General features: G+C 61.2%; 12 protein-coding genes (1 of these 12 cut by a window edge). 5 read left to right on the top strand and 7 right to left on the bottom strand.

Features of this window, described 5'->3' with window-relative positions:
* Positions 1–4: 4 nt before the first annotated feature.
* Positions 5–682 carry a response regulator gene (locus FNZ07_RS32000; RefSeq protein ID WP_091017530.1) on the top strand — a complete coding sequence of 226 codons (678 nt, stop codon included), beginning with the start codon at positions 5–7 and terminating at the stop codon, positions 680–682.
* Positions 663–2,054, top strand: a complete 1,392-nt coding sequence (locus FNZ07_RS31995) for a sensor histidine kinase (RefSeq protein WP_091017533.1) — start codon at positions 663–665, stop codon at positions 2,052–2,054. The genes FNZ07_RS32000 and FNZ07_RS31995 overlap by 20 nt, the downstream gene beginning before the upstream one ends.
* On the opposite strand, the gene FNZ07_RS31990 is transcribed toward FNZ07_RS31995, so the two are convergent.
* From FNZ07_RS31990 to FNZ07_RS31980, 3 genes are all read right to left on the bottom strand, one after another.
* Positions 2,051–2,473, bottom strand: a complete 423-nt coding sequence (locus FNZ07_RS31990; protein WP_091017535.1) for an EF-hand domain-containing protein — start codon at positions 2,471–2,473, stop codon at positions 2,051–2,053. The genes FNZ07_RS31995 and FNZ07_RS31990 overlap by 4 nt on opposite strands.
* A 45-nt stretch (positions 2,474–2,518) precedes the next feature.
* Positions 2,519–4,348, bottom strand: a complete 1,830-nt coding sequence (locus FNZ07_RS31985; RefSeq protein ID WP_091017537.1) for a S10 family serine carboxypeptidase-like protein — start codon at positions 4,346–4,348, stop codon at positions 2,519–2,521.
* A gap of 320 nt (positions 4,349–4,668) precedes the next feature.
* Positions 4,669–5,469: an alpha/beta fold hydrolase gene (locus tag FNZ07_RS31980; RefSeq protein WP_170275865.1), complete on the bottom strand. Its 801-nt coding sequence runs from the start codon at positions 5,467–5,469 to the stop codon at positions 4,669–4,671.
* Between the two features lie 50 nt (positions 5,470–5,519).
* Here FNZ07_RS31980 and FNZ07_RS31975 point away from each other — a divergent pair, with 50 nt between their 5' ends.
* Positions 5,520–5,954 (top strand): MarR family winged helix-turn-helix transcriptional regulator, encoded by a 435-nt coding sequence (locus FNZ07_RS31975; RefSeq protein ID WP_091017541.1) that lies wholly within the window; start codon positions 5,520–5,522, stop codon positions 5,952–5,954.
* Between the two features lie 78 nt (positions 5,955–6,032).
* Here the strand turns inward: FNZ07_RS31975 and pdxR are convergent, their stop codons facing one another.
* The 4 genes from pdxR to FNZ07_RS31955 all read right to left on the bottom strand — a co-directional run bounded on the left by pdxR (position 6,033) and on the right by FNZ07_RS31955 (position 11,454).
* Positions 6,033–7,520, bottom strand: a complete 1,488-nt coding sequence (gene pdxR, locus FNZ07_RS31970; protein WP_091017639.1) for a MocR-like pyridoxine biosynthesis transcription factor PdxR — start codon at positions 7,518–7,520, stop codon at positions 6,033–6,035.
* Positions 7,521–7,638: 118 nt separating this feature from the next.
* Positions 7,639–8,883, bottom strand: a complete 1,245-nt coding sequence (locus tag FNZ07_RS31965; RefSeq protein ID WP_091017543.1) for an NAD(P)/FAD-dependent oxidoreductase — start codon at positions 8,881–8,883, stop codon at positions 7,639–7,641.
* A gap of 59 nt (positions 8,884–8,942) precedes the next feature.
* Positions 8,943–9,581: an FMN-binding negative transcriptional regulator gene (locus FNZ07_RS31960; RefSeq protein ID WP_091017545.1), complete on the bottom strand. Its 639-nt coding sequence runs from the start codon at positions 9,579–9,581 to the stop codon at positions 8,943–8,945.
* 844 nt (positions 9,582–10,425) lie between these two features.
* Complete coding sequence (locus tag FNZ07_RS31955) at positions 10,426–11,454, bottom strand: carbon-nitrogen hydrolase family protein (protein ID WP_091017548.1); 1,029 nt, start codon at positions 11,452–11,454, stop codon at positions 10,426–10,428.
* 73 nt (positions 11,455–11,527) lie between these two features.
* Here FNZ07_RS31955 and FNZ07_RS31950 point away from each other — a divergent pair, with 73 nt between their 5' ends.
* Complete coding sequence (locus tag FNZ07_RS31950; protein ID WP_091017550.1) at positions 11,528–12,511, top strand: LysR substrate-binding domain-containing protein; 984 nt, start codon at positions 11,528–11,530, stop codon at positions 12,509–12,511.
* Positions 12,512–12,656: 145 nt separating this feature from the next.
* Positions 12,657–13,125, top strand: the start of a protein-coding gene (locus FNZ07_RS31945; protein ID WP_091017552.1) for an SGNH/GDSL hydrolase family protein. The gene runs 809 nt beyond the window's last position; the window shows 469 of its 1,278 coding nt (coding positions 1–469); its start codon is at positions 12,657–12,659; its stop codon lies off the right edge, out of view.

The following is a 13,125-nucleotide window of genomic DNA, read 5'->3' as shown; positions in this document are numbered from 1 at the left end:
GGCAATGAGACTTCTGCTGATCGAAGACAACCGGCAACTCGCGCATTGGCTGTCGAAGACGCTGACCGACGAAGGTTTCCTCGTCGAGCATGCACTCGACGGTGAAATCGCGGAGGCATCGCTGCGCGACGCGCACTACGACGTCGTGCTACTTGATCTGAACCTGCCCGGCATGTCGGGCAAGGCGTTGCTGCGTCGCATGCGCAAGAATGCCAACGACACCCCCGTGCTGGTCCTGACCGCAACGGGCGACGTCGGCGAGAAGGTGATCTGTCTGAGTGAGGGCGCCGACGATTACGTCGTCAAACCATTCGACGACCGCGAACTGGTGGCGCGCATCAAGGTGCTCGCACGCCGTCACGCACCCGCGCGTTCGAACCGCATCCGCTGCGGCACGCTGCTCTATGACATGGACCGCCGCCAGTTTTTTATCGACGACGACGCGCTGTCGCTTACGCCACGTGAGCATGCGGTGCTCGAAGCGCTGATCCTGCAAGCGGGACGCACGGTCTCGAAGCCGGTGCTCGCCGAAACCCTGACCGATAAGGACTCGCCGCCAAGCGGCGACGCCATCGAAATCTACGTGTCGCGCCTCAGAAAGAAAATCGAGAAGAGCACAGCGGCCATCATTACGCTACGTGGGCTCGGTTATCTGCTGGAAAATGAAGAACCGCAAGCGTAGCCTGCGTGCGCGGCTCCTGCTCTGGCTCCTTGTGCCGATGACGGCATTCAGCGTCGTCGCGGGCTGGCTCACGCATGAGAATGCGCGCCGCACGGCGGATCTGCTGCAGGATGCAGCGCTGCTTGCCGCTGCCCGCGTGATGGCTGCCGATGTACGCTGGAGCGGCGACGATCTCGTCGCGTCCGTGTCGCCGAGCACGATCCAGATCGTGGGTACGCCGCAGGGCGATCAGGTTTTTTATCGCGTCGAGATCGCGGACGGGCCTGTGATAGCGGGGACATCGGATTTTCCGGAGACACGTCTCACAGATTCACCCCATTGGTACGACGCGCACGTCTCGCAGATGCCGATACGCGCCGTTACGTTGAAGCGCCCTATGTACGACGCCGGCAGGATCGTCGACGTCGTGGTGTCGGTTGGGCGCACACAGATCGCGCGCGATGCGATGGTCGCCTCGCTATGGAAGCCGCAACTCGCGTATATCCTCGGCAGCATTGCGGCCGCGATGGTGCTGGTCTATGCGGGGCTGACACTGGAGCTGCGACCGCTCGAAAGACTAGCGAGAGGTCTCGCCGCGCAACCGTCGCAAAGACGGGTTCGCATCGATACCACCGATGTCCATGCGGAACTGCATCCGCTGATTGCCGCATTCAACGCGTGTCTCGACATCATCGAGCGGCAGGCGTTGACCCAGCGGCGCTTCATCGCCGACGCCGCACATCAGATCCGCACGCCGCTCACGCTGCTGGGAATCCAGCTGCAATACGCGCGGCGTCAGCACAACCTCGAGGACGTGAGAGAAACGCTGCTGGCCATGCACCACAGCAACCGGGCGATGGTTTCGCTGATCAACCAGTTGCTGATGCTTGCGCAGGCCGAAGCGGCCGACTATACGGCGTTCGAAGGCGAAGTTGTCGATGTGCGGGAAGTCATCGCGCGCGCGATCGAGAAACTTGCGCTTGCCGCACGGCGTCGCGATATCGAACTGGTCGTGTCTATCGCGAGTCCGCTCTTCGTGACGGGGAGCGAGACGTTGCTTTCGGAAGTGCTGTCGAACATCGTGGACAACGCGATTCGCTATTCGCCCAAGGGCACGCAGGTCGCGATCGATGCGAGTCAGACCGGCGGATCGGTCAGCATCCAGGTGCTTGACGGCGGTCCCGGCATTCCCGCAGCGTTGCGCGAGCGCGCATTTGAACCGTTTTTTCGTGCATCTGACGAAGAGGGCAGCGGGCTGGGACTCGCGATCGCAAGAGAGATCGTCCGGGCGCACCGAGGAACGATTTCGCTCGAAGATGCGCCCGGCGGCCAGGGGTTGCTCGTGAAGCTCACTTTTCCGGCGAGTGAGCCTCCGTCGCAGAGCCTTAGCTAGCTACGAAACGCCGGACCGTTCCGCGCTTTCAGGTAGCGCAGGAAATCGTCGAAGCTCACAGAGCCCTTGTTGTCCTGATCGATTTCCTTGAAATGCGTGACGACGTATCCCCAACCTGCACTCTTCGCCTGCGCGAGAGAGAGCAAATGCGTGGTGGGATCGGCGGCGGCGTTGAAGCGTTGCTGGAGATCGGCCACGACCTGACTCTGCAATGTCTTGCCGGTCGGTTGAGGCACGGTCGTGCCTGGGGAATCGGCGGGCGGGGCGGACATCTGCTCGCCGACCTTGATGTAGTAGCCGCCCGCGTCGTTCATGCTCGCGAAGCCGGTCGCGCGGGTCGTTCCTGCGGCACCGGCAAGCGAGGTCGACAGCACTGCGCCTGCGGCACATACCGCGGTCAGAAGGTGGATAGATCGCATAGTGGTCACGAAAGAGTAAGTTCGGAAATGTCGTTAGCGATGAATTCAGCTTGCATTAGCCGGCGACTGATTGAAGAAATCGTCGATAGCCTGCTTCATCGGTGCGCGCGACGCCTTCGTCAGATAGATCATGTGTCCACCCGGAAACGCCTTGATCGGAACCGCCGACGACAGACCCGCACCCGCAAGATCGAGTTCGCCTTGATGATACGGACACGCGAGATCGTGATACCCATGGAACACGATGACCTTGAGAGCAGGATCGAGTGTCATCGCTTCGCTCAGATCGGGTAGCGAAGTCGGGTGATTCGACGTGTCGGTACCGTGCGTCCATTTCCAGTCGTTGATGACCGCGCCGGGCTCGATCGCATAGGTCGACGCGCTGCTGTACTTGAGGAAATCTGGCAGATACGTCTTGATCTCGTTGGCGAACGCAGGGTCGTTGTAGTCCTCGGCGTCCTGGCTGTTCGGGCCCAACGGCTTACCGTCCGATCCAACATAGTCGGTTCCGGCGGGAATGGTCACCAGGCCGTTATAGCGGTCCATCCGCGACCAGAATCCCCACTTGAGCCACTGATTCGCCGGCAACTGCAGCGCAGCGGAAGCAAAATCCGGCACATTCATGTTGAACGCGGTTTGCCACTCAGAAGCAGTCAATCCTGTCAGCGTCGCCATCGTCTGGAAAAGCGCCTGGTCGGCCGGGGTAAAAGTGGACGCTGCGTAGGGCGGATAGAGACCGGACGTCTCGTTAACGTAGTTGGACAGATTGGGCGCCCATTGCTGAGATGCGGCAAGACGCGCCTGACTGACGTAGTCGCCTACCGACTGCGCACTCGCACCCGGATTCTTCATCGAGTACGTAACCGCTGCGTAGCTCGGGATAAATCCTTCGCAAGAGACGTTGGAAACAGTTTTGGTCCAGTTTGGATCGCTGCTGCTGCCCGTGTAATCGCCATATCCGCCGGCCGAATTCCAAGCCATGTAGCAGTTGGTTTTATAGCTGAGGATCGGCGAATTCAGGATCACGCCGGTCAGCGCCGGACCGCCTTGCCCGAGGCTGCCTTGCTGTTCAAGCAGATTCGCCACGATGGGTGTGCGAATGCCGCCATAAGACTCGCCGTACAGATACTTCGGCGACGTCTGTCTGCCGTTCACGGTGATATAGCGCGTGATGAAATCGCGGAACGCCGCCGTGTCCTGGTCGACGCTCCAGAAGTCCTGATTCTTGCGAGGCGCAATCGCTTCCGAGTAACCAGTGCCTGGCGCATCGACGAACACGAGATCGCTGTCGCCGAGCATCGTCACGTCGTTATCGACCAGCGGAAAATTCGCGGGCTGGGTTTGCAGCATGGCGGGCGTCAGACTGGCTTCATCGATGTCCAGTGTCTTGGGACCCCACGAACCCAGATGCAGCCAGATCGTGGATGAGCCAGGACCACCGTTCCAGAAGAACGTCACCGGGCGCTTGCCGAGCGGTTGGTTGTCGCGCGTGTAGGCAACGTAGAAAAAGGACACCTCTTTGTCGGCGGGTTTCGATGCATCGGTGCTCGGCGCCGCGGCCGTAAGGTGACCGGCAGTGGCGGTGTAACTGACCGACTGACCATTGATGGTCATCGTGTGATGCGTGATCGCTGCCTGATCGAACGCCGCGTTCGCGGGAAGCGCGTCGCTTGCGGCGGTGCTGTACTGGTTGGGGTCCGTATAAGGCTGATCTGCGAGTACCGCCGCCGGCGACGGTTGTCCGGATGACTGTCCCGACGATTGCCCGGAGCTTGCCGAACTCGTACTACCCGAGCTTGAGACGTCGCCGTTACATCCGGAAAGTGTCACCGCGCTCGCGCACAAGAGCGCGAGCCAGAGCAAGTTTTTCTGCATTGACGTGATTCCCCTGATAAAAACCGACTGTTCGGAACATCTTTCATTCGTAAGCTGGTTTCAGCTGGAGCAGCTGTCGCCGCGCCTGCTTCGTAAGTCGCAGGCGCAACCCGATGGACGGCCGCGCTCTCAAGGCGCAGTTGCCGTGCATCGTTTGTTTAGCTAAAGACGACCAGGGAACGGAAGGGGACCAGTTGGTTTGGGGGCTGGTGAGAATCAATGAGATTGCTGCTGCCTGGCAGGGCTCGCAGCGTGAACATGACGCCCGGATCTGTCGAAGCGCTGGGGCTTCGAATTACCACCTTGATGCTATCGAGTCGTTACATCCGGTTGCCGTACGCCTTGCCGGCATCCACAAGATCGCCAATCAGACTCACCACCCGATCCAGCTTCTCGATATGTGGAAAGTGCCCCGCTTCCGCGACGACTTCAAAACGAGCACCGGGGATGCTGTCTGCGTAGCGGCGTCCATACTCGACATCGATAATCCGGTCGCTCTCGCCCCAGATCACCATCGAAGGAACGGCAATTCCCGCGAGCCGCGCCCGCAGTGTCGGGTCATGCATGAATGCTTCGCCCGAGTAGGACAGCATCGCTTTCTGATTCGAGGCCATCATCGCCAGGCCCTCCGGGGTGGCGGGCACCACGGCAAATTGCCTGGGGTCGTGGAATGCAAATGCCGCTCTGTCGGCTGGCGGCAATGTGAGTGGGTTCAGGATCGGCCGACCGTCCGGTGCCGCATCGATCCCTGCTGCACAGAGAAGAACGAGCCCGGCCACGCGAGGCGAATTGCGCAGCGCCATTTCCGCTGCGATCCAGCCGCCGAACGAATTGCCCACCAGAATCACATCGCGGGCGTCCACCTGATCGAGCAGGGCCAGGTAGGCAAGCGCGAGATCGTCGACATGATGGAACCACTCGGGCTGCGGCTGACCCGAAAACCCGGGGTGCGTCGGAACGATCGCCCGTCCGTTTCCGGAGAGGGCACGGGCCAGCCCGGACATCGAATCTGGGCCGGCGCCGCCATGCAGAAGGAGGAAAATTCGCCCGCTACCCTGATCGGAGATTGCCAGAGGCAGTGTTTCCGCAAAGAGAGGCACAGTTTGATTGCCGATCGTCATGGTGATACCCTCGTTCATGTGTGTCAGCATAGTTATATAAACATATTTATATGTCAACACAACTCGAAGAACTTGGGCTGGCTATCAAGAAGGTTCAGTCGCGCCATCACCGTGTACTGGACGACCGATTGCAGCGTCTTGGCGTGAGCCTGGTCCAGTGGAATGCGTTGCGCGAAATCGATCGCAATCCCGGCAGCAATGCCCATCGGCTAGCGGAATTGACCTTCAACTCCGATCAGGCTTTCGGCACGCTGACCACCCGGTTGTTGCGGCTGGGTTTCATCGAACGGGAGGCCGGCCTTGGGCGTGCTAATGCCCATCATCTGACCGCTAGCGGGAAAGCGATGCTGGCGGAGGGGAAGGAGGTCATGCGGGCGGTGCTGGAGGCTTCATTTGCTCCTCTGGACGATGAGGAGCAGACGACGCTGCTCGAAATCCTGGGCAAGCTGCTCGATCATCCTCTTGATGATGACGATGACTCGTAGGTCAGTCGGCGTATTGTCGGTTCGTCCCGGTGATCACGACCGAAGCCAAGACCGAAGCCCAATCAACCCCAGCGTTTTCTAACGCAACTGAGCGACCTGCTCGATGACATCCCGCAGGCGGCCAGCAGCCTCGCTCAATTGCTCGACCGAATGTCCGCCGAAACCCAGCATGAGTCCCGGTCGCGGCGCAGGTCCGTCGTACATGGAAGAAATCGCCCGAACCGCAATACCTGAAGCCGCGGCGGCTGCTTCTACTTGCTTGTCGTCGATATAGGCAGGTAACCAGGCGAGCACATGCATCCCCTGATCGCTCGGTTGAACCTCGATAGCGGGAATCTGACGCTGAAGCTCAGCGAGTAGCGTTGCACGTCGTTCCGCATAGACTCCACGGATGCGGCGAACATGCGTCTCGAAGTAGCCATCTCTCATGAACGCTGCGATTACGTGCTGATCGGCCAGCGGCGAATGCCGGTCCATCAGTGCGCGCGCACCAATGAATGCATCGACAAGAGCGGGCGGCACGATCGCATAACCGAGTCTGAGCGACGGAGCCAACACCTTGCTGAAGGTCCCAAGATAGATGACCCGCGCGGGATCGAGTCCTTGCATCGACGGGAACGGATGGCCGGCGTAGCGCAGTTCGCTGTCGTAATCGTCCTCGATGACCCACGCACCGCTTTCCCGCGCCCATCTCAGCAGCGCTGCACGCCGCGCCATACTCAGCGGCATGCCAAGCGGATATTGATGCGAAGGCGTCACGAAAATCGCCCGGGCGGCCGGAAACCTGGCGATCGCATGCGTGAGATCCATACCGTTACTGTCTACCGGCACACGAAACAGTCTGGTCTGTGCATCGTCCAGAACTGCCGTCAGTCCAGGATATGCCGGGTTTTCCGCCCATGCGACATCGCCATGAGACAGCAGAACGCGTGCCGAGACATATAGCCCCTGCTGCGTGCCGCTCATGATGATCACGTTGTCGGCGGTACACGTCACCGCTCTCGACTTTCGCGCGTAGTCGGCGACGGCTTCGCGCAGCGAGCGCAGTCCGGCGGGGTCTCCGTAAGTGGTCGGTGCGGCTGCTTGCGTCGCGCGCACGCGATTGCTCAAGCGTCGCCAGGTGTCGTCGAGCGCTACGTCGCCGCGCGGCACCGCGATCGAAAAAGGCACGGGCGGAAGCGGCGACATCGCCTTGACCACCGCCGCATAGCGTTCGATGTTGGGCGGCAACGGGATCGGATCGTCGGGTGTCGTTGTTTCGAAACCGGTCGGCCTGTCGCGCCATTCCGGCTCCGCCCAGGTTTGCGATACGAGCGTGCCAGCGCCCATGCGTGCCTCGAGATATCCCTCCGCCACCAGTTGTCCGAACACGTCGGTGACGGTACCGCGCGCCACATCCAGCGAACTGGCGAGCGTGCGCGTAGACGGCAGACGCTCCCCGGGTTTCAGCTCGCCGCGCGTGATCGCATCGCGCAGCATGCGCGCGAGCTGCTCGCCGATCCGGCCGGCGCTTTTGTCGATGGCGCCGAGCACGGGGGCATCGACGGAATTTGTTTTCCTGGACATGACCGTACCGCTTGCATAAACCGTCATCACGAGTCCGGTCCATTATGGATACGGTCGTGTCGGAGCGACCTCACGCTGACGGCGCGTCCGCGCCGGCTGGCTTCAGCGCACAATCAAATCACGCCAGTGACGGTGCTGCGAAGGTGGCCACGTGGTCGAGCTTGATATCCGCGTCAGCCAGTAGTGCAGGGGAGAGTGGCGTGGCAGACAGGACCCATTCCTTGACGACGCGCATCGTGAGCGCCACGTCTCGCACAGGTCCGAACGCGCTGACACCGATCAACGTGCCGTCGTTGGCGAGTGAAAAGAAGATTCGACCGGCGCCGATCTTCCGTTGAGCAGTCACGCTTCCCAACGCCGGCAATCCGGCGATCTGCAACACGGCGTCGTATTGATTGGACCAGAACCACGGTAACGGGTCGTATGCGACTTGCTGGCCCAGCATGCTTCGCGCAACGAGATCAGACTGGTCTTCGGCGTTCTTCCAGCTTTCCAGTCGCAACGGCCGACCGTACCGTGTACTCGTAAAAGCGCACACGTCGCCGCAGGCGAAGATCGCCGGGTCGCTGGTGCGAAGATCTGGACCGACCACCACGCCGTTGTCGACATCGAGACCGGCTGCTTCAGCGAGGTGCGTATCGGGACGCACACCGATGCCGTACACGACATGGTCGCAAGGTATCGATTCTCCCGTCGACAAACGTACGGCCGTTACCCGCTCGGTTCCCTCAATGGCAACTACGGACACACCGAAGCGCAGATCGACGCCACGTTCCCGATGTATGCCGATCAGTTCATCCGATACGATTTCCGGAAGACTTCTCGTCAATGCATGCGGGGCGGCTTCAAGTACCGTGACGTGGCAACCGAGTTCCCTCGCCGCCGCAGCAACCTCCAGGCCGATGAATCCGGCTCCGATCACTACGATGCGGTTTTCCGCGGTCAGATAAGAAGCGACCAGGCTGGCGTCGCGGGTGGTGCGGAGCTGGCTGACGCCGGGCAGGTTCGCGCCGGGCACGGGCAGAGCGATCGCACGTGCGCCTGTCGCAATCAGAAGCTGGTCGTAGGGGATCGTTCGACCGTCGTCGAGCGTGACGGTCTTTTGCGAGCGCGTTATCGCCGTCACGTTCCGGTCCAGCACGAGTTCGACGGATTGCTCGACATACCATTGCGCGGGCCAGAACTCGCACGCATCGGCAGTCTTCTTGCCAAGAAGCACCGCCTTCGACAGCGGCGGCCGGTCGTAGGGCGGCTGCGATTCATTGCCGATCAAGGTGATCGGCCCGCTCCATCCTTGCTTTCTTAACGCGTGAGCCGCTTTCCCGCCGCTATGTCCCGCACCGATAATGACCACACCATTCACGCTCAGGTCTCCTCTGGCATTTGCATCCTGACGATCAGCAAAAACGTCGATGACGGATGTTATGCCTTTGTCTCGCCGATTGCATCCAGCGTAGCCTGCCCCATGGCTATGTCGCCTTGTGCCTTCAGCGCTTCTCCGAGGCTCAGACGGTCGCGCAGTTCCCGGTTCTGGCTGAGCTTGAACTTGCCTGTAATACGCGTGACTTCGATTTCGATACCGACGATTGCCTTGAGCATCGTGTCGATGTAGTCAGCAGGCGCATCGCTCATTTTCCAGGGCTTCGGCAGGGAAGCTTCGTGCGTGCGCGTCAGACGCGCGACCATGCCTCTCACGAACCGCTCGTCATCGCGGATGCGGATTTTTCCATGCAGGTGGACGACCTTGTAATTCCAGGTCGGAACCTGTTTGTGAAACTCGTGCTTGCTAGGGAACCATGTCGGCGACACGTACGCTTCTTCGCCACGGAACACGACCATGACCTCGTCGCCGTCCTTCACCTCCTGCCAGACCGGGTTCGACCGCGCGACGTGGGCGCGAAGCGTGCCGTGTTCGCCTTCATCTGGCGTGAGTTCAAATGGAATGTGATTGGCGTCCAGGCCACCCGGTGTATTGGCAATGAGAATGCCCAACGGATGCTCCCGGATCATGCGATGAAGCGCTTCTGCATCGGGTACAGCGAAGTGCGCGGGTATGTACATGTGAAACTCCAGATTCCACCGGTCATCGTCGCGTGACCTGGTGTGCGTACAGAGGGGATTCGGTGACGGAACTACACTGCGGTCATGTCGAACTCCGATGTTCGTCTACGACCGAGGCGTTCGGAAGTGCCATTTTTATTCGAATGGACTGGTCCACTTGTCGCTTTGATGAAATGGATCACTGCGTTCGTGACGAGCTCGCGACGATTGTGACAGGTTCGATTCGTTGACCTGGGTACGCGGTCCAATGGGAATTCGCCATGTCTTGCGATCCGGGTGGAACCTGGAACTGCTTCGGAGCGGCGACTTTCAACCAGACTTAAGCTGCGTTTAAGAAAGCCACCATATCCTGCAGTTAATCCCCTGTAGCAGATCTTCCTGGCCGCTCACGCGGCCTCTTTTTTTGGACTCAGCGCATGAAAACGCTCTGGCGGTTGATTCAGATCACCGTGTGCCTGCTGGTGTCCGTCACCGTTCTGATTTTCCTGCTCTCGCTCGTCGCGCGCGTGGTTCCACACGTGTAACAGACCAGCGATGCGTGGCGAATGACGCCGCGTTCGCTATTGCGTCGGGGTTCCCCATACGTTCGTGACGACTTGTATAGCCGCCATGTTTCCAGCATCAATCTCCGCCACAGTCACATTCGTCCGATGTCGACGTTGAGAGACGCCAGATCGCACCGCGGATCTTGAACGAGCGTGTCGCGGTATCAGGCAGGTCTTCCTCGTCGAGCGGAATCGGCGAGCCGTTGGGTGTCTTTCGACGGTTCACCGGGATCAGCGGCGACGTGACGTGACGAGCCGCTGTGCGAGAAATTCTGCGGTCCGGTGAACGTGGGGCGGTGTCAGGCTCCTGCGGATGTATCGGCGCCCGCTGCCTCGTCCCTCACGCTACTAATACCGGCGGCGGGGGCTGCTGCGGGTGTCGAGTTCATCGCATGCTGTGACCCACCAATGCTGACCGCGGAGCGCGCACGCGTGTCGACCTTCAACTCGAATACGTCGGGCCGCGCGTAGTGTCCGGTCACGTCGAGATCGAATTTGCCGCGCACGATGTCGTCGGTATCGATCTCGGCCGAGAGAATGGCTTCCTTGCCATAGACAGGGCCGGCCAGCACTTCGCCCAACGGACTAACAATAACGCTGCCGCCGCGGATCAACACCGTGTCGGGCGCGTCCCCGGCAATACCGGCGTAGTCGGGCGGGCAGCCGTCGCGGGTCAGATACTGGCAAGCGCTCAGCACAAAGCAGCGTCCTTCATAGGCGATGTGACGCATCGAGCTTTGCCACATGTCGCGGTCGTCCACGGTCGGCGCGCACCAGATGCCGATGCCTTTCGCGTACATCGTCATGCGCAACGCCGGCATATAGTTTTCCCAACAAATCGCTCCGCCCAGCCTGCCGAGCGGGGTATCGAGCACAGGCAGTGTCGAGCCGTCGCCCATGCCCCAGACCAGACGCTCGCTCGCCGTCGGCATCAGCTTGCGATGCCGGTCCATCAGCGCGCCGTCGGGGCCCCAGTACAGCATCGTGCAATACAAGGTCGCCCCGTCGCGCTCGATCACCCCGGCGACCAGGTACGCCTGCGCCTGTTTCGCAAACGTGCCGATCCGAGCCACTTCGGGACCGGGCACCTCGATTGCCGATTGCCAGTAGCGCAGGAAGTCGTTCCTCCCTTCGGCACTGCGCATGCCGACGCGTGCGCCGAAATCGAGTCCCTTCGGATACCCGCCCACATAGGCCTCGGGAAAGACGATGAGTTGCGCGCCGGTTTGCGCGGCTTCGCGGCACCGCGCTTCCATTCGATCGAGCGTGGCCGCCGTGTCGAATACCCGCGAGCCCGCCTGAACGACCGCTACCTGATATTTGCCCATGTATTCCTCCTGACCATTGATGCGGCGCAGTTTGCTATGCTGAGAAATATTCATCAAACAAATTATTTGGAAGATGAAAATTAATATTGTGGATATTCGGAAGCTGGATCTGAACCTCTCGGTTGTGTTTCTGGCGGTGTGGCAGGAACGCAGCGTCACGAAAGCGGCGTCCAGGCTGGCGCTCAGTCAGGCCGCTACGAGCGCGGCGTTGGCGCGTCTGAGGGAAACATGCGGGGATGCACTGTTCGTTCGCACCCGCGGCGGGATGGAGCCGACGCCGCGCGCGTCGGCGATGGCCGAACAACTGGAGTCCGGCGTCGCGCATCTGTGGCAGGTGCTCACGCAGCATCAGACTTTCAATCCGGCCACTACGGTGCGCAGCTTCTCGATCGGCATGTCGGACGACTTCGAGCTCGCCATCGGTCCGGGTCTGTCGCGGCTCGTTCGCGAAGAGGGCGAACATGTGTCGTTGATCTTCAGGCAAACCAACCGTCACACGGTCGAGCAGATGCTGAACGACCGCGAGATCGATCTGGCTGTGGTTTCGGGGACGGTGCGCCGGGCGTGGATTACCCAGGAACACATCGGCGACGCGGGGTATGCCTGCCTGGTGGACGCGAAGGCGCTAGATTGCCCGCTGCCGCTCACCGTCGACGACTACCTGCGGTTGCCGCATCTGCTCGTTTCGTACTCGGGACGCTCCGGCATCGTGGACACCGCGCTGAACGCGCTGGGAAAGCAGCGTGTGGTCCATACGGCGCTGACGCACTTTTCGGCGGTGCCCGCTTTTCTCGCGGGTGTCCGGGCGGTGGTGACGCTCCCGAGTCATGCCGCCGCGGCGCTGGCTCGCATGGCGGCGCTTACCGTTTGCCCCGTACCGATGGATCTCGGCGAGTATCCGGTTCAGTTACTGTGGCGGCGCGATAGCGACGGAGATCCGGCGCTCGAGTGGCTGAAGGAGAGGATCAGGGTTGCCTGCGCCGGCGCGCTCGATGCCGCTGGTGGTGAGGTTGGCCGTCTCCCTTCGGCGGAAATCAGGCCGACGTCGGCGGGATAGGGCACGCGATCGCTCGCGTTAGCGTGGGACTTGCGGGCGCTTGTGCGGCAACCGCCGGGAAGCTGGGTTGAGCTGCTTTGTTGCGGTTCGAGCGCAAGGTTCGGGCACAATGACCGGCTTCATCGTTACCTGCCCGACTATTCGTATGACCCTCCGTCGTCTGGCCGCAATCTGCGGTGCGTTGCTATTACCGTTTGCCACGCTGTCCTCCGCGCCGTCCTCCGCATTTGCCGCCGATGCCCCCGCGCACTGGGTGACCGCCTGGGCGACTGCACTGCAGCCTATTCCACAGCAAGCTGACCTGCCGCCGCTGTACCGCGCCCCCGAGGTAGCCGGTCGGACCGTTCGGCAGATTGTCTATCCGACCTTGTCGGGGGCGGCGGCGCGGGTTCACGTGAGTAATGAATACGGGCACGCGCCACTCGTCATCGAGGGGATGCGGATTGCTCGGGCCGCCGGCGGTGCTGCGGTTCGCGCCGATACGGACGTGCGGGTGACGTTTGCTGGCAAGGCATCGGTGGTGCTGTCACCGGGTGCAGAGATCGATAGCGATCCGGTGCGGGTAGGGATCGTTGGCGGTACACCGTATGCGATCAGCGCCTACATGGGAAGCG

The organism is Paraburkholderia megapolitana, assembly GCF_007556815.1.
Classification (GTDB): Bacteria; Pseudomonadota; Gammaproteobacteria; order Burkholderiales; family Burkholderiaceae; genus Paraburkholderia; species Paraburkholderia megapolitana.
Note: the sequence above shows the minus strand (reverse complement) of the source record. Positions and strands in the feature narration are given on the sequence as shown.